This window comes from Blastopirellula marina (assembly GCF_002967715.1).
Lineage (GTDB): Bacteria > Planctomycetota > Planctomycetia > Pirellulales > Pirellulaceae > Bremerella > Bremerella marina_B.
The window spans coordinates 12,725-32,324 of the sequence record NZ_PUIA01000051.1; the positions used below are offsets into that span (position 1 = coordinate 12,725).

The 19,600-nt window shown below is 54.4% G+C and carries 21 protein-coding genes and 1 tRNA gene; 13 read left to right on the top strand and 9 right to left on the bottom strand.

All coding sequences use genetic code 11. The annotated features are described in order from the left end of the window. Window positions 1-19: 19 nt before the first annotated feature. Window positions 20-1,234 (bottom strand): hypothetical protein, encoded by a 1,215-nt coding sequence (locus C5Y96_RS16180; RefSeq protein ID WP_146115693.1) that lies wholly within the window; start codon window positions 1,232-1,234, stop codon window positions 20-22. A 315-nt stretch (window positions 1,235-1,549) separates the two neighbouring features. On the opposite strand from C5Y96_RS16180, the gene C5Y96_RS16185 reads away from it, so the two are divergent. Continuing rightward, window positions 1,550-2,224, top strand: coding sequence for a phosphoribosylanthranilate isomerase (locus C5Y96_RS16185; protein WP_105355408.1), 675 nt, complete (start codon window positions 1,550-1,552; stop codon window positions 2,222-2,224). 235 nt (window positions 2,225-2,459) lie between these two features. Further along, window positions 2,460-3,800, top strand: coding sequence for an adenosylhomocysteinase (gene ahcY / locus C5Y96_RS16190; protein WP_409994423.1), 1,341 nt, complete (start codon window positions 2,460-2,462; stop codon window positions 3,798-3,800). An 82-nt stretch (window positions 3,801-3,882) separates the two neighbouring features. Here the strand turns inward: ahcY and C5Y96_RS16195 are convergent, their stop codons facing one another. Further along, a complete protein-coding gene (locus C5Y96_RS16195; RefSeq protein ID WP_146115694.1) occupies window positions 3,883-4,362 on the bottom strand; it encodes a hypothetical protein in 480 nt (159 codons plus the stop codon). A gap of 143 nt (window positions 4,363-4,505) precedes the next feature. Here C5Y96_RS16195 and C5Y96_RS16200 point away from each other — a divergent pair, with 143 nt between their 5' ends. From C5Y96_RS16200 to C5Y96_RS16210, 3 genes are all read left to right on the top strand, one after another. Next, window positions 4,506-5,807, top strand: coding sequence for a DUF1015 family protein (locus tag C5Y96_RS16200; protein ID WP_105355416.1), 1,302 nt, complete (start codon window positions 4,506-4,508; stop codon window positions 5,805-5,807). Between the two features lie 228 nt (window positions 5,808-6,035). After that, on the top strand, window positions 6,036-6,782 hold the full coding sequence (locus C5Y96_RS16205; RefSeq protein WP_105355419.1) for a ParA family protein: 747 nt from the start codon (window positions 6,036-6,038) through the stop codon (window positions 6,780-6,782). Next, window positions 6,775-7,755 (top strand): ParB/RepB/Spo0J family partition protein, encoded by a 981-nt coding sequence (locus C5Y96_RS16210; protein WP_105355421.1) that lies wholly within the window; start codon window positions 6,775-6,777, stop codon window positions 7,753-7,755. Before C5Y96_RS16205 ends, C5Y96_RS16210 begins: the two co-directional genes overlap by 8 nt. 64 nt (window positions 7,756-7,819) lie before the next feature. Here the strand turns inward: C5Y96_RS16210 and C5Y96_RS16215 are convergent, their stop codons facing one another. The 3 genes from C5Y96_RS16215 to C5Y96_RS16225 form a co-directional block, all read right to left on the bottom strand. After that, on the bottom strand, window positions 7,820-8,305 hold the full coding sequence (locus tag C5Y96_RS16215) for a hypothetical protein (RefSeq protein ID WP_105355424.1): 486 nt from the start codon (window positions 8,303-8,305) through the stop codon (window positions 7,820-7,822). 153 nt (window positions 8,306-8,458) lie between these two features. After that, window positions 8,459-8,533, bottom strand: a tRNA-Pro gene (locus tag C5Y96_RS16220). A gap of 113 nt (window positions 8,534-8,646) precedes the next feature. After that, window positions 8,647-9,450 carry a DUF1559 domain-containing protein gene (locus C5Y96_RS16225; protein ID WP_233198992.1) on the bottom strand — a complete coding sequence of 268 codons (804 nt, stop codon included), beginning with the start codon at window positions 9,448-9,450 and terminating at the stop codon, window positions 8,647-8,649. Between the two features lie 343 nt (window positions 9,451-9,793). Here C5Y96_RS16225 and C5Y96_RS27425 point away from each other — a divergent pair, with 343 nt between their 5' ends. The 6 genes from C5Y96_RS27425 (at window position 9,794) to C5Y96_RS16255 (ending at window position 14,157) form a co-directional block, all read left to right on the top strand. Then, window positions 9,794-10,069, top strand: a complete 276-nt coding sequence (locus tag C5Y96_RS27425; protein ID WP_261341400.1) for a MoaD/ThiS family protein — start codon at window positions 9,794-9,796, stop codon at window positions 10,067-10,069. A 2-nt stretch (window positions 10,070-10,071) separates the two neighbouring features. After that, the gene (locus C5Y96_RS16235; protein WP_105355431.1) at window positions 10,072-11,166 is read left to right on the top strand and encodes a sialidase family protein; all 1,095 of its coding nucleotides are present in this window, start codon (window positions 10,072-10,074) and stop codon (window positions 11,164-11,166) included. 86 nt (window positions 11,167-11,252) lie between these two features. After that, window positions 11,253-11,726: a VOC family protein gene (locus tag C5Y96_RS16240; protein ID WP_105355433.1), complete on the top strand. Its 474-nt coding sequence runs from the start codon at window positions 11,253-11,255 to the stop codon at window positions 11,724-11,726. A 53-nt stretch (window positions 11,727-11,779) separates the two neighbouring features. Further along, window positions 11,780-12,250 carry a VOC family protein gene (locus C5Y96_RS16245; protein WP_105355435.1) on the top strand — a complete coding sequence of 157 codons (471 nt, stop codon included), beginning with the start codon at window positions 11,780-11,782 and terminating at the stop codon, window positions 12,248-12,250. An 87-nt stretch (window positions 12,251-12,337) separates the two neighbouring features. Further along, window positions 12,338-12,634, top strand: coding sequence for a hypothetical protein (locus tag C5Y96_RS16250; RefSeq protein ID WP_105355437.1), 297 nt, complete (start codon window positions 12,338-12,340; stop codon window positions 12,632-12,634). Between the two features lie 92 nt (window positions 12,635-12,726). Next, window positions 12,727-14,157 (top strand): pectate lyase, encoded by a 1,431-nt coding sequence (locus C5Y96_RS16255; RefSeq protein WP_105355440.1) that lies wholly within the window; start codon window positions 12,727-12,729, stop codon window positions 14,155-14,157. Here the strand turns inward: C5Y96_RS16255 and C5Y96_RS16260 are convergent. Together C5Y96_RS16260 and C5Y96_RS16265 are read right to left on the bottom strand one after the other, a co-directional pair. Next, entirely contained in the window at window positions 14,154-14,627 is a 474-nt protein-coding gene (locus tag C5Y96_RS16260) for a GNAT family N-acetyltransferase (RefSeq protein ID WP_105355442.1), read from the bottom strand. The two genes, C5Y96_RS16255 and C5Y96_RS16260, sit on opposite strands and share 4 nt — an antisense overlap. Window positions 14,628-14,638: 11 nt before the next feature. After that, window positions 14,639-15,757 carry a potassium channel family protein gene (locus tag C5Y96_RS16265; protein WP_233198993.1) on the bottom strand — a complete coding sequence of 373 codons (1,119 nt, stop codon included), beginning with the start codon at window positions 15,755-15,757 and terminating at the stop codon, window positions 14,639-14,641. 267 nt (window positions 15,758-16,024) lie between these two features. Between C5Y96_RS16265 and C5Y96_RS16270 the strand changes: the two genes are divergently transcribed. Continuing rightward, the gene (locus C5Y96_RS16270) at window positions 16,025-17,083 is read left to right on the top strand and encodes a sulfite exporter TauE/SafE family protein (protein WP_105355446.1); all 1,059 of its coding nucleotides are present in this window, start codon (window positions 16,025-16,027) and stop codon (window positions 17,081-17,083) included. 86 nt (window positions 17,084-17,169) lie between these two features. Then, window positions 17,170-17,670 carry an NUDIX hydrolase gene (locus tag C5Y96_RS16275; protein WP_105355449.1) on the top strand — a complete coding sequence of 167 codons (501 nt, stop codon included), beginning with the start codon at window positions 17,170-17,172 and terminating at the stop codon, window positions 17,668-17,670. Here C5Y96_RS16275 and C5Y96_RS16280 read toward each other — a convergent pair. Continuing rightward, entirely contained in the window at window positions 17,667-18,011 is a 345-nt protein-coding gene (locus tag C5Y96_RS16280) for a rhodanese-like domain-containing protein (RefSeq protein WP_409994424.1), read from the bottom strand. The two genes, C5Y96_RS16275 and C5Y96_RS16280, sit on opposite strands and share 4 nt — an antisense overlap. A 130-nt stretch (window positions 18,012-18,141) precedes the next feature. Continuing rightward, a complete protein-coding gene (asnS, locus tag C5Y96_RS16285) occupies window positions 18,142-19,533 on the bottom strand; it encodes an asparagine--tRNA ligase (RefSeq protein WP_105355453.1) in 1,392 nt (463 codons plus the stop codon). Window positions 19,534-19,600 lie beyond the last annotated feature (67 nt).

Below are 19,600 nucleotides of genomic sequence, written 5' to 3' on the forward strand. Positions count from 1 at the left end.
AGGGAATCTCAAGCGAATCCTATGACAACGATGGGATCAGGCTGCGAAGCAATTCGCGAATGGCTGCTAGTGGATCGTCGCGTAGCAGAAGAGTAAACTCAGGTTGTGTTTGCGTTGCTAGCACCATCAGGCCGATCACGGTCACAATTGTCAATTCAGCAAGCCGCGTCAGCACGAACGATGCTCGTCCAAACTGCCAGCGACTTTTCGAGCCTGGCTGCCCGCCAGCAGTAAGGGTCACCGTTCCCGCCACCGGAATGGGAGTCGCAGCAGCTAGTTTCTGCGTCGAAGAAATCATCGCCTGACTCGCCGAACTGGAAGCCATTTGGAAAGCAATCAGACCTGCGAAAATCACCCATCCTCCAAGCACCAAGAGAGCGGTCGATCGCCAGATGCCACCAATCGAAGCAACTTCGATCTCACCCGTGTGCTCCATCGTGATCCCATTCAGAAATCCCATCGCCTTGGCGGCATCCTTTTGACGCAACTTCAACGCATCGAGTTGGGCTTGTCTCTGCTGTCGCTCTGCTTGCAGGGTAGCAATGCGCTGCTGGTTGCGTTCGGCCTTTTTTTCGCTATCTGTCATCGGCTCAGGCGGTAGTGGCTGCGACTGATATTCATTAAGCGATGCCAACTGTGACTGAAGTAGTTCGACCTTCTTCTGATGATCCAAGACAACCGGATGCCGAGGCGTTCGGGTTTCCAACAATTCTTTCAGACGCGACTCAGCCTGATCGAGTTGCTGCCGTGCTTGCACCCAGGCTGGGTCACGCGGCAGGGGCATCTCAACGCGAGCTGGCGGCACTTCACCAGATACCGCCGCGACCAGTCCGCGAAGCTCCGAATCCATCGCAGCGATCTCTTTTTCGGTGCTACTTAGCTGATCGACGTAAGTGGCTTCGATTCCGCTGATCTTCTCTCGCTTCCAATCATTGAACTGGCGATCGAAATCTTGCAGGATTCGAGACAGAAGTCGCGAACTTGCCACCCGGTCGTCTCCGTAATACTTGAGGAGGAGAGTAACCTGGCCGCCAACGCGATTGGGGGAAACCTCTAAACGGCGGCGGAGGATTTCCAGGGCATCTTGATCATCCGCGACTTGCAAATCTTCGCGTAGCTGTTGGTCTTGTGCCAAATATTGGGTGAGCTGTTGGTCGGTTATCGTTGCCTGAAGAATTTCTTCGAACAACGGTTGCAAATGCGCGTGCGCCTCAGGCTCTCGGGAGTCGGACATGATCGTTGCCTGACCTTGGGTCACGAATCCGGAATGATCCGATCGGCACCACGGCAAGCCAACCAGAATGACCGCCAAGACCACGACCAGAGCGCGATACCATACCCATAGACCTCCGCGGCGAGATCGAGGGGGAGTGTAACGTGGCTTTGACATGGACACCAACGGGTCACCTTGAGCAAAAGATGCTGTAGACTATAGGCAAGGAGAACCGTGTGTCCTCCTGACATCACCGCTATCTACCTTGCATCGGTTTCGCGAGGAAGAATATTCCGTTTAGCGAGTGGGTTAACGAATATACGGACTTCGTCGATCATGCCTGTCCCTGATATTTTCCGCATCAAGATCTGTGGTCTGAACGATTTCGAGAACGCTGTCGCTGTCTCGCATAGCGGGGCCGACGCGATCGGGCTGAACTTCTTTCCCCAGAGCAAACGCTGTGTGGAAAAAAATACGGCCGTGAAAATCGCGAACACGGTTCGAGGGGAGGTCCAGATTGTGGGCCTGTTTGTTAACGCAACCCCAACCGAGATCAAACAGACTAACGAGCAGGTCGGTTTCAATTGGATTCAATTGCACGGGGACGAATCGGCCGAGTTCGCCAAGTCCGTTTATGAAACGACCGGCGTTCCTATTCTGGCTGCCAGTCGTGGATCTCTGGTGCGGTGGGCAACGCTCCCAGATGGATTCCACCCCCAAGCACTTCTGATGGATGCCGCAGTCCCTGGCTCCTTTGGTGGGACAGGCCACCTTTCTAATTGGGATTTGGCTGCCACCTGGCGCACTATGCCGCACCTGAATCACTTAGTGCTAGCTGGGGGGTTAACGCCAGAAAACGTGGCCGATGCGATCCGAGCCGTGCAGCCTTCCGGCGTGGACGTCGCAGGAGGAGCCGAGAATAGTGGCCAGCCAGGCATCAAGGATCTCGACAAGGTCGAGGCTTTCGTCACGGCTGCCCGCGAAGCGTTTGCCAGGCTTCCTAAAGAATAAGGCCATTCCCAACCATGGGAGGTGCGACGTATCTCGTTAAATCGCACGACTTTCGCAGCTGTAACCCGAGTTTTCCGGTTACGCTGGGCCCCTCATCCCGGGTTGCTAAAGAGTGCCAGCACTTTATCATAGCAGATTAGTTGCGGCGCAAAGTTTTGCGTATTTTATGGGCCTTCCAGCGACGCACTGAAGTGGCGTTTCGCGATGGCTCATCCCCCGGTCCTTCCAATACAAGGTGGAGTTCATAGTGTCCCAGGTCGAAAAGCTTCCGTACAAGGTCAAGGACATCTCCCTCGCGAAGCGTGGACGTCAAGAAATCAAACTGGCCGAAGTCGAAATGCCCGGCTTGATGGCCCTTCGGGAAAAGTACCGCGACGAGAAACCTCTCGCTGGAGCACGTATCGCTGGCTGCCTTCACATGACCATCCAAACGGCCGTGCTGATCGAAACGCTGGTCGAACTGGGTGCCGAAGTTACCTGGAGCAGCTGTAACATCTTCTCCACTCAGGATCACGCTGCCGCCGCCATGGCCGAAGCCGGCATTCCTGTTTATGCCTGGAAGGGTATGACCGAAGAAGAATTCGATTGGTGCATCGAGCAGACCATCTTCTTCCCCAGTGGCGAACCGCTGAACCTGATTCTGGACGATGGTGGTGACTTGACCGCCATGGTGCATAACAAGTTCCCGGAACTGCTGGACGGTATCAAGGGTCTTTCCGAAGAAACGACCACAGGCGTTCACCGCTTGTACCAGATGCACCAGAAGGGCGATCTGAAGACGCCTGCCATCAACGTCAACGACTCGGTCACTAAGAGCAAGTTCGACAACCTGTACGGTTGCCGCGAATCGCTGGCCGACGGTATCAAGCGTGCCACCGACGTGATGGTCGCTGGTAAGATCGTGGTCGTGGCTGGCTACGGCGACGTCGGTAAGGGCTGTGCCCAGTCGATGCGTGGCTTCGGTGCTCGCGTGATCATCACCGAGATCGACCCGATCATTGCCCTGCAAGCTGCGATGGAAGGTTACGAAGTTTGCACGATGGAAGATTGCTGCGATCGTGCCGACATCTTCGTCACCACCACCGGTAACCGTGACATCATCACCGGCCAGCACATGAAGCGTATGAAGAACGACGCCATCGTGTGCAACATCGGTCACTTCGACCTCGAAATCGACATGGCCTGGTTGAACGGCCAAAAGGACGTCGAACGCGAAACGATTAAGCCGGCTTCGCAAGAAGGTGGCCCAGTCGATCGTTACACGTTTGCCGACGGTCATGCCATTCTGGTTCTGGCCGAAGGCCGCCTGGTGAACCTGGGCTGTGCAACCGGTCACCCATCGTTCGTGATGTCCGCCTCGTTCACCAACCAGGTTCTGGCCCAGCTCGAACTGTGGCAAAATGCTGAAGCCTATCCGCTAGGCGTTCACGTTCTGCCGAAGTCCCTGGACGAAGAAGTCGCTCGCCTACACTTGGACAAGCTGGGTGTGAAGATGACCAAGATGACCAAGGCCCAGGCCGACTACATCGGTGTTTCGGTTGACGGTCCGTTCAAGCCAGATCACTACCGCTATTAATAGTAGCGGGGTCAGTTCTGGCTGAATCGATAAATCAAGGAAAAGGACTCGCTCATTCAGCGAGTCCTTTTTTTGTGGAACCTCAATTGCGGGCCTTCCACCGTATCATGCCGACCAAGCAACTAAAGTAGACCACCAATGCAGCAAGTGACCCACTAAAGAATCCACCGATCGCCTCATCAATTGCGGTATCATCGGTGGAGGCAAGATCTATCCACGTGACTACTAGGGTACCGACGAACATCATGGCAATGCCAGCCAAAAGCCCAATCGGCATCAACTGAGCAAAGCCCAGGAAGATACAGTACCACTGCTCATCCCTATCAACAGATTCATATCGCGTTTTTCGATTCAGGCTTGCATATCCATTGAACAATCCAGGCACTGAGATCAGTCCCCCAAAGACAATTCCAAGCCCAGGTGCCAGAATACACAGACCGAAATTACCCAATAACACCAGACCAACCGCATAGGGAAATACCGTCCCGGATGGCGTTTCTCGCTCAAAGCTGGCTGTTGGAGTTGCGGGTGACTTAAAGGGATTGTTGTCTTGCTGATTCACGATATCGAACTCTCTATACGTCGGTTGAGATCGCTCTATCGTATGCATTCGCCACAACATGATTGCCGTAGGGCTTGGACTTTTCGGATTAAGCGAAGTAGTCTGTTTCACGTGAAACGTTCCCCAACCAAACAAATCATACCATGCCAGATATTCGAGCCATTCACGGACTGCGTTACGACCTGGGACATATTGGTGCCCTTGCCGACGTCATTGCCACGCCTGCCGATGTGTTGACCCCGGAGCAGATCGACGAACTTTACAAGCGTCACCCGGCCAATGTAGTTCGGGTGCTGACCAACCGGGACGAGCCTGGGGATGATGAGGTCAACAACCGGAATAGCCGGGCGAAGCGTTTCCTGACCGACTGGCAGCGACAAGGGGTTCTGCAGCGGGAGCCTGATCCGGCGATCTATGTTTATCACCAGGAGTTCAACTGGCAAGGTCAGCAGGTAACTCGACGCGGGTTCCTGGCAGGGGTCATGCTCGAGGATATCGACCAGGAGCAATACGAAGCGGTTCAGGTTATGCTGACCGAGAACGGCTCGTCGAGCCTCCAGCAGCTCCATGCGATCGCTGCCGACGTGACTCCCCAGGTAGCTCTGTATGCCGATCCTAGAATCTCCGTACAGCACGAGTTAGACAGCCACATCGCCACGGCGACGCCCCTGATCGCCAAGGACCAAGCTGGCGTCATCCATCGTTTATGGCCAGTCACCGACCACAACCTCATCGGTTCCATCCGCGAGAAGATGTCGCATCGCCGGTTGCTGCAAGCCAATCAGGATGCCTACGCGGCCTCCACTCTCTACCGATATGAGCTGGCTCAGCGAGGCGACTTGACACCTCAGCATCCAGCCAATGTCGCCCTGACCGCCTTCTTCGAAATGAGCGAACCAGGCTTCGAGGTCTTGCCACGATTTCCATTGGCTCACCAGGCCCCCGCTCTTTCCAGTGAGGAGATGATCGAAAGGCTCGGCATTCACTTCGACTGCCAGAACTTCGGGAAGGGACCTGGGACTGCAGCGGATCTCTGGGAAGAACTTCAAACCAGCGGCGAGCTAGGGCACCTGGGCATCTACTGTGCAGCGGATGAGTCCTGGCTCAGCGTCAAGTTGACAGCCGACGGGCAACTGCGAATGGAGGAAGCCACCCCCGAACGGGACGACGTCTGGCGCGAGCTAGACAACAACCTGTGGGAATGGCTGATCCTGACCGAACTGCTAGAGACCGCCAGTGCCAAGGAAACGTTCGTCCGCACGGTCGACCACCTGGTGGAAGCTCTCGACAAGGACACTGCCAAGTCTATCCCACTTGCCGCCCTGCTCCGCCCCATCACGATGACCCAATACCAAGATCTCGTGAACCGGGATGTTGGCTTCCTGGAGGCGATTGCTATTGGGCCATTGCCGCCCTGCGGGATGGTCATTCATCCATTCTCTTAGCGGTGCGTTTCACGTGAAACAGGATCGGTTACCCTGACTGGTACGAAAGTTCTTTGTATCACGAATGTGTAATTTGGGAGTTTCACGTGAAACACGTAAACTGCGGACGAATGTTTCACGTGAAACGGGGCCGCATCTAGCCAAAGTGCCGTTTCCTCTTTTTTGCGTTCGTGTCTAAAATCCTCACCTCGAAAACGGATTTTCGACTCGTAACTGCATTGAGGCATCATGGCTCGCATCCTGTGCATCGCCAACCAGAAGGGCGGCGTCGGCAAGACCACCACGGCCATTAATTTGGCCGCCGGGTTGGCCCTGGCCGAGATGCGCACGTTGCTGGTCGATCTCGATCCCCAGTGCAACGCGACCACCGGCGTCGGCCAGAAGCCGACCGACCGTCATCCGCTTGTCTCGGATCAGCCGCTAGGTGACTCGATCTTGGCAACTAAAATCGAGAACCTCTTCCTGGTACCCGGTAGCCGCAGTTTCGAGGACGTCGAACGCCTAGCCGGGGGCGAGAAGTCGACCTCGGCAGTGCTGACCAATCACCTTGAGTCCGGCATGAATCAGTTCGACTACGTTCTGATCGACTGTCCCCCGTCAGTCGGCGCAATCACCCAGACGGCCTTGGCCGCATCGACGGAAGTCATCATGCCGATCCAGGCAGAGTACTTCGCCATGGAAGGTCTGACCCAGATGATCAAGGTCATCCGGGATGTCATGCGGCGTCCGCCTGGCAAGCTCGAGTTTGGTGGAATCGTACTGACGATGTACGATCCGACGCTGGAACTGACCCACGAGGTCGAACAGGAAGTTCGCGAGTTCTTTGGTGACATCGTTTTCGATACGGTGGTCCCCCGGGATCACTGGGTTTCCGAAGCACCCAGCTTCGGGCAATCAGTTATTACCCACGCACCTCGCAGTCGCGGGGCACGTGCTCATATTGAATTGTGCATGGAGGTTTTAGACCGTGACTAGACAAAAACGATTGGGGCGTGGCCTGGCTGCGCTGCTGGGAGATCCTACCGATGAAGCAGCGGAAGTAGAATTGCGAGAAGAACCCACCGAGACGGTCCCCTTCCGCCCTCGCCTGGCCGAATCAGACTTCACGGAAGAAGCCTCGCAGAAGTCAGACGCGTCGCGGATCGCGCTCGACCTGATCGACCGCAACCCTTTTCAACCGCGGCATAATTTCGACGACGCCGAGATCGCTTCTCTGGCCGAGAGCCTGAAGCAGCATGACATCCTGCAGCCGATTGTGGTTCGTCAAGTCGGTGATCGCTTTCAACTGATCAGTGGCGAACGTCGCCTGCGAGCGGCTGGGATCGCTGGCTGGGAATCGATTCCAACTCTGGTTCGTGAAGCTGACGACCGGCTGGTTGCCGAGTTGGCGATTGTGGAGAACCTGCAGCGACAGGACCTCAACCCACTGGAGAAGGCCATCAGCTTCCAGCGTTACCTGGAACAACACGATGCCACGCAGAGCGAACTAGCCGACCGGATTAAGGTCGACCGCAGCACGATTGCCAACCTGGTTCGCTTGTTGGATCTACCTGATGCCGTGAAGTCGGCACTGCACAGCGGCGAGATCTCGCAGGGGCATGCCCGGGCCTTGTTGCCGCTAGGCGAAGAACAAGTCCAAAGCGAGTTCGCCAATCGAATCGCTGCCGAAGGGTGGAGCGTCCGGGCGACGGAACAGGCCGTACAGGATTACCTCAACGGAGAAGAACCTGCTACTTCGACCACGCCTGCCAAGAAGGGCTCGCGAACCAAATCGCAGCAGGTCGTTTCGCTGGAAGAAGACCTGCGGATGGCCCTGGGCACCAAGGTCGATATCAAGCAGTCGACCAAGGGAGGCAAGATCGTCATCCACTTCAAGAATGCGGACGAGTTCGATCGCCTGAACGAGTACCTGCTAGCAGATGCTGAGGAAGACCGCCGGGTCGCCTAGAGCCCGACAGGGATCTTACGAGAAACACGAATGGGAACCGTTGGCTCCCATTTTTTATGCGCGGCTAGATGTTCTCGATATCGCCAGTGAATTCGGCGGGGTTGTCGAAGCAGTCTCGGTAGAACTCATAATTGGAGGCGATCGACTCTGCCATTTCTGCGACCACTGCCAAAGTGGATTCATAGCGGTCCGATTCTTCGATCAGAAAATACTCGATGAAAAACTTGAGCATACGCCCCAATTGGATATCGTGCACACGAGGTGGTAAGGACATCGGACGCATTTGAATAGGCCTGCCGCTGCGTGCCCAGTCTCGAACCCACCAGGCCAAAAACTCGAGGCTTAGCCAGGCCTCCGCAGAACGATCAAAAATGACCTCTGTCTGGATCAGAACCTCGCGTTCCTGGCCGCCGTTAGTTCGAATCAGCGCGACCTGCGGCAGGTCGCCGAATTCCCCTGGCAGCGAGAGATCGCTCAGTTCGATCCCTGCCAACGGCTTGGGACTACAAAAGCATCCAGCCACACCCGGAAGGGCGGAAACCGCATCCATTAACGCTTGAACCTGCGGGGGAAAATCCAAACGAAGCCTCCGATGTTAGTTGAGAACCTGGAAATCTAGTGCCTGATTTTAGAGTATCCCGGTGCCCAAGCAAGAAAACAAAAAAGGCCTTGGAACCCGAAGATCCCAAAGCCTTTAATGTAGTCGGGATGATAGGATTCGAACCTACGACCCTCTGCTCCCAAAGCAGATGCGCTAGCCAGACTGCGCTACATCCCGAGGACTTACGAATATACCCACATGGTCCAGAGTTGACAATGCGGGGTAATCGCTGTTTTCGATATAAATCTAGTCACATATTCTGGGCCGAGGTTCACTGCTTTCCAGGGAAATTACAGGGCGTCGTGGCTGACCACTAAACCGTCGTCAATCACGCACAATCGACGGAACATTTCGCCATCGACCGTGTAGCTGATAAATCGTACCGACCCGTCCACGAGCACTACGTTGATACCGCTTGGGTGGGCCGCCCCGAATAGATTGGAATTAGAATCGGTTCCCAGGACGGTCTCTGGGTGATTTCGGTCGTGGTCGGGAGGGGAAGTCCCCAGGCGATAGATATCGACTTCCCAACCGGGGTTGTAAGGGTTCTCGTTATCGTCACAGCATCCGGCGTCGTATGTTTTGTCGGTCTGCTTTTCGCCGACAAGCATCGTATTTGACGTCCCATCGAGGATATCTTGGAATGCGGTTTTCGCTCGATCTCGGCGACGCGTTACTCCATTGTCACCATTCCCATTGGTTCCTGCGTTGGCGGCATAGTCGATCCGTGCGTGGCTTGAACTGCCATATCCCTGGGCACTTCGGCGACTCGGACAGTAGTACAGTTCGACCGGCGTTTTATAGACCTGGTTATAGTCCGTGTTGTCGTACAGGTTGTTTTGCTCGATATATGGCAAAATCTGGTACGGCCAACTCCACTGCGTCCGATCGGTATGCTCTCCTGAGCAACATGGATCGCCATCGGGAGCATTGATGCCGCCATGGGGAAAATTCTGAAGAATGTCGTGATGATTGTGGAATGCTAACCCAAGTTGCTTGAGGTGATTCACACATTCGGTCCGCCGGGCCGACTCGCGTGCCATTTGGACAGCCGGAAGCAACAATGCGATCAAGATGCCGATGATGGCGATCACGACCAGAAGCTCCACGAGAGTAAAACCTGAACGACACCAAGAACGTGACATAGTAGGTGTGCCCTTAGACGAACGGCTAAGAAGTAGGGATTATTTCCAGCTATCTTACGATAAGCGACTTTGGATACATAGAATAAAACACAACTTTCTTGATAAATAGCCTCACTGGCGCAATCTTCAACGGGCTTCAGAAGCAATTCCTTTATTCTGCCTGATGGGTCCCCTAAACTTTTTCCAGGTCTCGGTCGATTCCGTTCATCGCTCTTCGACTAGCTTCCAGGGGATGGTCCGTAATTTTCCAGCCCTCTTTTCCTCAAGCGTTTTCCCATGGGCTTTTCGTTCTATGTCCGTTTCCGTTCAAATCCCGTACGCACTCCGCCACGAGTGTGAGGGGAAGGCTGAAGTGGCGGTATCCGCTGGGTCAGTTCAGCAGGCCCTTACTGCCCTGAAGAACCAGCAGCCGAAACTCTATCGCAATGTTTGCGACGAGACGGGTGCCGTTCGGAAACATATCAACCTGTTTGTCAACGAGTCGCTCATTCACCGAAGGGACGGGCTCGATACGAAGCTGGGCCCAGGGGATCTTCTTTTCATCATGACCGCTGTATCCGGAGGCTGAAGATGGCAGATCGTGTTGTTTTGTGCATTGGCACCAAGAAGGGTTTATTCGTCGCCGAGAGCAGCAAGTCGCGCGGACGCTTCTCGTTGCGAGGACCATTTGGATCCGGCGTGGCGGTCTATTCCGCTTTGATCGATAACCGAAAATCACCTCGCATTTTTGCTTCGAGTTGTAATGCCTGGTTCGGTATGAAGGTGCTCACCTCAACCGATTTGGGTAAGAAGTTTAAAGAGACGAAGTCTGCCCCCACTTTTCCGGATGGTGACGGCCGAGCACTGGCAAACATCTGGTCACTCGAAACAGGCACCGACAGCCAAGACCTTTGGGCCGGCGTCGAACCTGCGTCGCTATTCCGTAGCGAAGATGGAGGTAACTCATGGGAAATGATTGCCAGTATCAGTAACCATAAGCACTCAAAAGACTGGCACCCTGGGGCAGGCGGTTTATGCCTGCATACGATTGTTCGAGATGGTAATCGAATTCACCTGGGGATCTCGACCGGAGGGCATTACCTTAGCGAGGACGGTGGACAAACATTCAATGCGGCAAACAATGGCGTCGGAGCTGGCTTCGCTCCTAATCCCTATCCCGAGTTCGGCCAATGCGTGCACAAGATCGCTCGTCATCCCGATGTACCTGGCCGACTGTACATGCAGAATCATGGCGGCTGGCCCGAACGCCCTGGCATTGGGGTGTTGCGCAGCGATGATTATGGTCATACCTGGCAATCGATCGCAGACGGTTTGCCGTCTGACTTCGGCTTTCCCATCGTGGTTCATCCGCACGATCCCGACACGATCTACGTCGTTCCCTTGGAAGCGATGACGCGGACGTGCCCCGAAGGGAAGCCTGCCGTCTGGCGCAGCACAACCGGCGGGAAGAAGTGGAAGAAGCTCTCGAAAGGCCTTCCCAAGCATGATGGCTATTTCACAGTACTGCGTGATGCGATGACCACCGATACGCTGGCCAGCCCGGCGATCTATTTCGGTACTACCACCGGACAACTCTGGATGGGGCACGATGGGGGAGACGAGTGGAGTTGTATTTTTGACTCCCTTCCCCCGATCAACTGCGTCAAAGCCGCGGTAGTTTCCTAGAATTTTTGACGACGTGTCGAATTGCACAATTCGAGATCGACTACTCTCCAAACAGGCATCACTACCAACCTGGGAGATTCGATTTCATGCAACGCGTCACCCCATTCCTCTGGTTCAACAACCAGGCAGAGGAAGCTGTCAATTACTACCTTTCGATCTTCGAAGACTCTCGGATTCTGACCAAGACCCGATACGGCGAAGTGGGTCCTGGCCCTGAGGGTTCGATCATGTCGATCGATTTTGAGCTTCAAGGCCAAGCGTTTGTGGCCCTCAATGGTGGGCCACATTTCACCTTCAGCGAAGCTGTTTCGTTCGTCGTCAACTGCGAGACAGCCGAGGAGGTAGATCACTACTGGGAAAAACTATCGGCAGGGGGCGAGAAGTCGCATTGCGGTTGGCTGAAGGATCAGTTCGGCGTCTCTTGGCAAGTCGTGCCAACGCTGCTGCCCCGCTTGATCGGCGATGCCAATCAAGAGAAAGCCCAAATGGTGATGGCTGCCATGCTGCAAATGCAAAAGCTGGATATCGTTGCGTTGCAAACCGCTTACGACGACGCCTAGGCAGATTCAATCCCATTCCAAACACAACGCATTTTGAAACCCAAGGAAAGACCATGACTCAATCAAGCATGCCCGCTGGCCGCATTGGCCTGATTCCTCACCTAGTCTGCGATCCATGCTCCGAAGCAATCGAGTTCTATAAGAAGGCATTCGATGCCCAAGAAAAGTTTCGCTTGTCTACCGAATCGGGCGAGAAGTTCATGCACGTCGAAATGACCATTTGCGATGCTAGTTTCTTCATGGCCGATGACTTTCCGGAATACTGCGAAGGAAAGTCGCAATCCCCCAAGTCATTGGGTGGAACTCCGGTCACCATCCATCGATACGTCCCAGACTGTGACGCGGCGATTGCCCAGGCCGAGGCTGCCGGGGCCACGGTTAAGATGCCTGCCACCGATATGTTCTGGGGAGACCGCTATGGCATGGTTGTCGATCCGTTCGGGCATACCTGGTCATTCGCGACACCTCAGCGACAGGTCGAAATGGACGAACTAAAGCAAGCCGTTAAATCGATGGGCATGTAATCAACCCAATATTCATATTGCCCTGACGAATGACCTTCAGTTCATCACTTGAGGTCATTCTTTTGTTGTTCATGGAAAGGAATTAAGGTGATCGCCTGGGATCGAGGGCGGATTGCCGCGTGCACGTTAGCAGGCACATCGCTCGTTGTCCATCTTATCACAACCCTGAACATCGAGGCGGTCTTATCGCATGCGATTTTTCTACTATTGCCACTCTCGGTCATATTCTGGCCCGAGTACTGCGACCGAGCGTTTCGTGAATCGGACCGGGGAAGAACTCATTCCACCACCGGACCGACGCCTGCGATCATGGTCCAGATTGCCGGCTGGATCCTGCTGTTAGTCGGCTGTTGGCTTCCTTTGTTCGGACCTCCGCCGGGCTAATGTGCTTCGCTTGATTCATCCTTGCTTATCGATCATCGGGAAAGTATCGTGGGTCTGAACTTCTCACTCCTTCGCTCACTCGAGATTAGACCATGCGCTGCATCCACCTCGGCCTGGCGGCTTTGTTATCGATTTGCCTTTCGTATTCCCCCCTTTCCGCCGCCGACAACGATCCCCCGGCCGCGGAAGTCTTAGCAGCGATGAAGAAGGCTGCAACCTATTTCCATGACGAGGTCGCGGTTCATGGGGGTTACGTCTATTTCTACAGCCCCGACCTCACCCAGCGTTTCGGCGAAGGCACCGCGTCGGCCGATCAGATCTGGGTCCAGCCTCCCGGTACGCCAACAGTAGGCATGGCATATCTTGAAGCATACCGCGCAACAACCGATGACTACTACTTGAAGGTCGCCACAGAGACCGCTGAAGCTCTTATCTACGGTCAACTGGAATCTGGCGGATGGACGAATTGCATCGACTTCAATCCCAAAGGGGAACGTACAGCTCAATATCGCAATGGAAAAGGTCGCGGAAGGAATAATTCATCACTCGACGACGATCAAACTCAATCTGCAATTCGCTTTCTGGTGCAACTCGATAAAACATACGAGTTCAAAAACGAAACGATTCACTCAGCAGCGTCGACCGCCCTGGATGCATTACTGGCAGCTCAGTACGCCAACGGTGCATTTCCCCAGGTATGGACGGGGCCAGTCGATCAAGCACTGCCCATCCAACAGGCCAGCTTCCCGAAGTACGACTGGAAGACTGAAGGACGCGTTAAAAACTACTGGGACATGTACACCCTGAATGACGGCCTGGCAGGAAGTGTCGCGGCGGTCTTAATCGAGTCTCATGAAACCTATGGTGACGATCGTTACCTGGCATCGCTGAAGAAACTGGGAGACTTCCTGATCTTAGCCCAATTGCCGAGCCCGCAACCCGGATGGGCTCAGCAGTACAGCTACGACATGAATCCGATCTGGGCTCGCAGGTTCGAGCCTGCCGCCGTTGCCGGTCGGGAATCGCAAGACGCGATCGAAACACTGCTGGCCATCTTCAACGTTACTCGCGATAAGAAATACTTGGAACCGATTCCCAAAGCGGTAAACTATCTGGAAGCGTCGATACTTCCCGATGGCCAATTGGCACGCTACTACGAAATGCAAACCAATCGTCCCCTATACATGAACCGAAACGGCAAGGATTATTTTCTCACCTACGATGACAAAGACCTGCCCGATCATTACGGCTGGAAAACAGATCAGAAGCTCGAGCGTCTGAAAAACGAATACCGCAAGCTGGCCAATTCGCCGAAAGCTGTTATTACCAATCGCAAGGTATCCGCCGATCAAGTCAAGCCAATTCTCGCAAGTCTGGATGATCAGGGGCGTTGGATTACCACCTTCTCCGATGAGAAGCTGGTAGGTGACCAACGCTTTCGCCCTGGTGATCAGTACATCTCCAGCCAGACCTTCGCCAAGAACATCGAGACGCTCAGCGGATACCTGAAAACATCCCACTAAGCCGACAGGGACTTGCTCATAACGAAATTCCCAATCATTACACCGTTGACGATGACCTCTTGTGGGACCACCACTTGAAACCCTTGCGTTTCAAAGAACGGACGCGCCGTGATGCTGACATGAGAATGAAGCTTATCCAACTTCATTTGCCTGGCTCTTTCGTCGATTTCGGCGAAGAGTCGGCTACCAATCCCTTTTCGTTGCCAGGCATGGTGCACGTAAAACATGTCGATCAGGCCATTGGGCTGAACGTCGGAGAAGCCCACGATTTGTTCTTCCGCAATCGCGACAAACGGATCGATACCTTGCATCCGGACACCCCATCGCGACAGATCGACTTCTTCAGGTGCCCAAGCGGTTAACTGCGGCGTCGTATAGTCTCGTCGATTGACACGGTGTACGGTGTCGTGAAACAAACGCCACAACACCGGATACTCTTCCGGTTTCGCTGGGCGAACATCGAAGTGCATTGCGTGCCTACCTATGAATCGACCGTGACACCGCGGTAGGTCACTTTGCCTCGTGTTGCGCAGAAGCGTTCGGCAAGCTGCGGGATATCGTTCGAGTGTCCCAATACGATCACAACATCTCCGGTGCCGAGCACGGTTTCGGCTGGTGGATTCAGCATGGTAGAACCATCCTTCCGGCGCAGTCCCACGATGAGAAATCCGTGATTGCTACGCAGTTCGATACTGCTAATCGTCTTGTCCACCAAAGACGAGCCATCGGCTACGATTAGCTCGTCGAACCGAAGCCCGATGCGACCTAGTTCATCGTTCATATCGCCCTGGGTGGTTACCTGTTCCAGCATGTTTTCGGCCGAGGGGCGAATGATCATCTGGGCAAGCTTCTTTGCACCGATGGCAGTCGGCAAGACAACTTTATTGGCACCACACCCAATCAGCTTCTTCTCCGTCTTGGGATTCTCGCCTCGGGCAATGATCATGATGTCGGGGTTCATGCCTCGCGCCGTCACGGATACGAACACGTTAGTGGCGTCTTCCGACAACACGGAAGCGAGTACCGCAGCACGCTTGATACCGGCCTGCTCGAGGACATGCTCGTCGGTGGCATCTCCGTTGATGAAAAGGTAGCCTAGCTCCTGGGCTGAATTCAAGCGTCGTTCGTCAGTGTCGATAACAACAAACGACTTGCCTTTGGCGGCCAATTCACGGGCCAGGATCGATCCCATCCGGCCGACACCACAGATGATGGTGTGATTGTCCAATCGATCGATTTCCATGCACATACGTCGCGCTCCCAAGGCCTTCTGAAGTTCTCCATCTACCACCATCTGCATGAATCCACCGACGGTGTAAATAACGGCCCCATAGCCGGCGATAATCACCATGATGGTCAAGGCACGCAGAGCCATCGATTCGACTGGCTGGACTTCGCCATACCCTACGCCAAAGATGGTGATGATCACCATGTAAATGGCATCATCCAAACGCCAACCGTGAGCCACATAACCGAAAACGGCCACAACGCAGATTGCGACAAACAAAGCAGCCCCGGTGGCCATCTTGCGAATAGGGCCAGAAAGCGGCTGTTTACGTTGGGGGGGCGGATGATCCGGGTCGAGATGATGTGATACCACGTTCGCTGTTTCACGCTGCGTGTTTGTTAAATGGCTGAACCCCATCCGCCAAGCGTGATTCAGCTAACCAGGAATCGAGAGCGAATTGGCAAGATGCCAAAACTCCATGGGGATTCCTTCTAGATCGAGTCTACCAGCCAGCCCTGGAATTCGCCATTGCGAATCGCTACCCGAGTAAAAGCCACAAATACATGTCTTGACAAGTATTGTTCCGACAACTCAAATATTCCGTATTCACATCCCCCCTCTATTGATCTGGATTCAACTTTGCTGGGGTTTCCGACCGACTTTACCTGGCCACGAATCTGGCCGTTTATTGTCTGGCTGACCGTCTTCTACAGTATTTGGCTGACGGTCGTCATCTTAGGGGGTTATTGGCCAACGGTTCTCTCACATTGGCCAATCGCGTTGACGATGTCCGTGGGGTCGTATGTTGCCGGATCGACCCCCATGGGAGGCGGAACCGTTGCGTTTCCCGTGCTAGTGCTTCTGTTTGATCTTCCTGGCTCGCTTGGCCGAAACTTCGGCCTGGCGATTCAATCGATCGGGATGACCTCGGCGACGATCTACATCTTGTCGACCCATCGTCCGGTCGATTGGCGACTCCTCTCCCCTGCCCTCTGGGGCGCATTAATCGGAACACCTTTAGGTGCCACCCTGGTCGCTCCTTATGTGCCAGACCTGTGGGTCAAGCTAATCTTTGGGGTGATCTGGGCTAGCTTCGGCATCCTACATCTGGTGAAGATCCGCGAATTGACATCCAATCATGGAACGGCCGACCACGCATCACCGTACGACTTTTCGATTGGAATCGCCATCGGGCTGATGGGCGGTGTTGCGTCATCCATCACAGGCGTCGGCATCGACATGATGATCTATGCCACGCTCGTTCTTCTTTATCGAGCCGATCTCAAAACGGCCATTCCGACATCTGTGATTCTGATGGCGTTTACCTCGCTGGTTGGTATCGGCTCGAACATCGCCTTGTCACAGATTCGACCCGATATCTACGCCATCGACCAGCAGGTCTTTGCGAATTGGTTAGCGGCCGCTCCGATCGTGGCGTTGGGAGCCCCTTTTGGTGCCATCGTCGTAAACTTAATCAGCCGAACCCCAACCCTGATCGTTGTGTCGCTACTTTGCATAGGGCAGTTCATCTGGACACTGATTCACGAGCATGTCACCGGCATGGCATTGATCGGTGCGTTGGCAGGCGTAGTGCTGTTCAACGCGATGTTTCACGGGCTGTACTATCTAGGGAAAGGAGAGTCACCGTTTCTCCTGGCCGAACCAGTTGAACTTGCCAACGAGGACGGGGATGGCTGAACGACTCCTCTTTCGGATCGTGCGAAACCGTATCACAATGAAATTCAACCGATCAGCAACAATGTAGCCGACCGAGGGGAATTATCATGAAATCGCCAGAAACTGTTTTTGAAGGCGTTCGTTTCAATATCGAGCGTGTCTGGCAAGGCAAACGTCCACGGGATGTCATGCGTCATCCGGGTGCCGCCGTTATTCTTCCCCTTGTCGATGACAACCACGTTTGCCTGATCAAGAGCTATCGCATTTCTGTCGACCAGACGCTGTTGGAACTACCGGCAGGTACGCTTGAACCGAACGAACCGCCGGAAGTTACTGCCAGCCGTGAGCTCGAGGAAGAAACCGGCTACCGCGCCGAGAAGATCGAACTGCTAACGGGCTATTACCCGTCACCCGGCGTCATGGACGAACGGATGTTCATGTACTTGGCAACGGGACTTACGATGCATGCACCGGCCCGAGAGGAAGGAGAAGAGATCGAGAATCACGTAGTGACCCTCGACGAAGCTAAGGCCATGATTCAAGATGGCCGGATCGCTGACGGCAAGACGATCGCCGGCCTGCTGTTTTACTTTCAGTTTCGCACTTAATTCATACTAAGCGGCGGATCCAATTTCGGATCGGTATCTTTGGTTTCCTTGAAGCCTGCATCAATCAAGTCTTGATAAGACTCTGTGATTGCGATGACCTTGGCATCGACTCGCTTGAACATATCGGCGGCTAGAACCGAGCGACGACCCGATCGGCAGTAGGTGTAGATTTTAAGGTCAGGGTCCTTGGTGTACTTTTCGATCGCCCTTCTCGCATGCTTGTCGGTGGCGATTGACGAAAGAGGGACAAACTCGGCTTTGCTGAGATGAGCCTTCTTCCATTCCACTTCTTCGCGAACATCCAGCAAAACGGCCTTGCCGTCGGCGACCTCCTTCTTCACCTCTTCCAAGTCGACGGCATAGCTGAACGTCGTCCACGAAAGCGTTCCCAGTGCGCAGAGCACGATAAGCATCAGGCGGCGGATCATATCTCGAATCCTTGATGGAAGATAACGTTTGCCAGCGGACCGCTTAAAACTCGGCCCAACCTGGGGTGCGAGGGAAGGGAATCACATCGCGAATATTCCCCATGCCTGTAATAAACTGTAGAACGCGTTCCAAGCCAAGTCCAAAACCGGAGTGCGGAACGGTGCCATATCGACGTAAGTCCAAATACCACCAGTATTCTTCGGCGTTAAGCCCCTGCTCTTTCATACGGCTTTCAAGCACATCGAGCCGTTCTTCACGCTGGCTTCCGCCAATGATCTCGCCGACCTGCGGCACAAGCACGTCCATGGCACGAACTGTTTTGCCATCGTCGTTACAACGCATGTAAAACGGTTTAATCGTGCGGGGGTAGTCATGCAGAATTACCGGTCGCTTGAAGTGCTGTTCGGTCAGGAATCGCTCGTGCTCGGACTGCAGGTCCATTCCCCAGGTCACTGGATACTCAAAGGCCTGACCTGATTTCTGCAGAATATCGATGGCGTCGGTATAGCTGCAGCGGAGAAACTCGCTGTCGACGATCGACTGCAGGGTGTCCAAAATGCCCGGCGCGATCCGCTCGTTGAAGAATTCCATATCTTCAGCGCAGTCATTCATCACGTCGGTGAAGATCCGCTTCAGGAACGCCTCGGCGACCTCCATGTTCTCTTCCAAGTCGGCGAAGGCGATCTCCGGTTCGACCATCCAGAACTCGGCCAGGTGGCGGCTGGTGTTCGAGTTCTCGGCGCGGAATGTCGGCCCAAACGTGTAAACCTTGCCGAGCGAAGTCGCGAAGATCTCACCTTCCAATTGGCCACTCACAGTCAGGAACGCAGGCCGCGCGAAGAAGTCTTTGCTGAAGTCGACCTTGCCGTTGACCTTCGGAGGCTGATCGACGTCGAGCGTCGTTACGCGAAACATTTCGCCAGCCCCTTCGCAGTCGGAAGCGGTAATGATCGGCGTGTTCACGTAGAGGAAGCCACGTTCCTGGAAAAACTGATGAATGGAAAACGACACCCGGTTTCGCACGCGGAAGACACTACCAAACGTGTTCGAGCGAGTTCGCAGGTGAGCCCATTCGCGAAGCTTCTCGAACGTGTGCCGCTTCTTCTGTAGAGGATAGGTTTCGGCATCGGCCGTACCGTAAAGGAAAACCTCGCTGGCCTGGACTTCGGTCGCTTGTCCCTTGCCCTGAGATTCCTTGATTTCGCCAACTACGCGAATCGAGCAACCAGGCGTGAGATGCTTGATTTCGCTCTCGTAATTGGGCAACTGGTTGTCGGCGACGACCTGGATATTAGACAGGCAACTACCATCGTTCAGTTCGATGAAGCTAAAGCCCCCCTTCGAGTCACGCCGCGTACGAACCCAGCCTTCAAGGCAAACCTGTTGTCCAACCGATTCCGCCTTGCGTGCTTGTAAAACCGATCGCTTGTCCATCGCGTCCTGCCTCACGTGTTCTAGGTCTAACGTATTATTTTTTTATGAATATGCCGCAGAGAATCCT

Excerpts from the sequence above, each read along its gene's own strand:
- C5Y96_RS16180 (WP_146115693.1), bottom strand. The coding sequence starts at position 1,234 with ATGTCCGACTCCCGAGAGCCTGAGGCGCACGCGCATTTGCAACCGTTG.
- C5Y96_RS16185 (WP_105355408.1), top strand. The coding sequence starts at position 1,550 with ATGCCTGTCCCTGATATTTTCCGCATCAAGATCTGTGGTCTGAACGAT.
- C5Y96_RS16200 (WP_105355416.1), top strand. The coding sequence starts at position 4,506 with ATGCCAGATATTCGAGCCATTCACGGACTGCGTTACGACCTGGGACAT.
- C5Y96_RS16205 (WP_105355419.1), top strand. The coding sequence starts at position 6,036 with ATGGCTCGCATCCTGTGCATCGCCAACCAGAAGGGCGGCGTCGGCAAG.
- C5Y96_RS16215 (WP_105355424.1), bottom strand. The coding sequence starts at position 8,305 with ATGGATGCGGTTTCCGCCCTTCCGGGTGTGGCTGGATGCTTTTGTAGT.
- C5Y96_RS27425 (WP_261341400.1), top strand. The coding sequence starts at position 9,794 with ATGTCCGTTTCCGTTCAAATCCCGTACGCACTCCGCCACGAGTGTGAG.
- C5Y96_RS16235 (WP_105355431.1), top strand. The coding sequence starts at position 10,072 with ATGGCAGATCGTGTTGTTTTGTGCATTGGCACCAAGAAGGGTTTATTC.
- C5Y96_RS16240 (WP_105355433.1), top strand. The coding sequence starts at position 11,253 with ATGCAACGCGTCACCCCATTCCTCTGGTTCAACAACCAGGCAGAGGAA.
- C5Y96_RS16245 (WP_105355435.1), top strand. The coding sequence starts at position 11,780 with ATGACTCAATCAAGCATGCCCGCTGGCCGCATTGGCCTGATTCCTCAC.
- C5Y96_RS16255 (WP_105355440.1), top strand. The coding sequence starts at position 12,727 with ATGCGCTGCATCCACCTCGGCCTGGCGGCTTTGTTATCGATTTGCCTT.
- C5Y96_RS16260 (WP_105355442.1), bottom strand. The coding sequence starts at position 14,627 with ATGCACTTCGATGTTCGCCCAGCGAAACCGGAAGAGTATCCGGTGTTG.
- C5Y96_RS16275 (WP_105355449.1), top strand. The coding sequence starts at position 17,170 with ATGAAATCGCCAGAAACTGTTTTTGAAGGCGTTCGTTTCAATATCGAG.
- asnS (WP_105355453.1), bottom strand. The coding sequence starts at position 19,533 with ATGGACAAGCGATCGGTTTTACAAGCACGCAAGGCGGAATCGGTTGGA.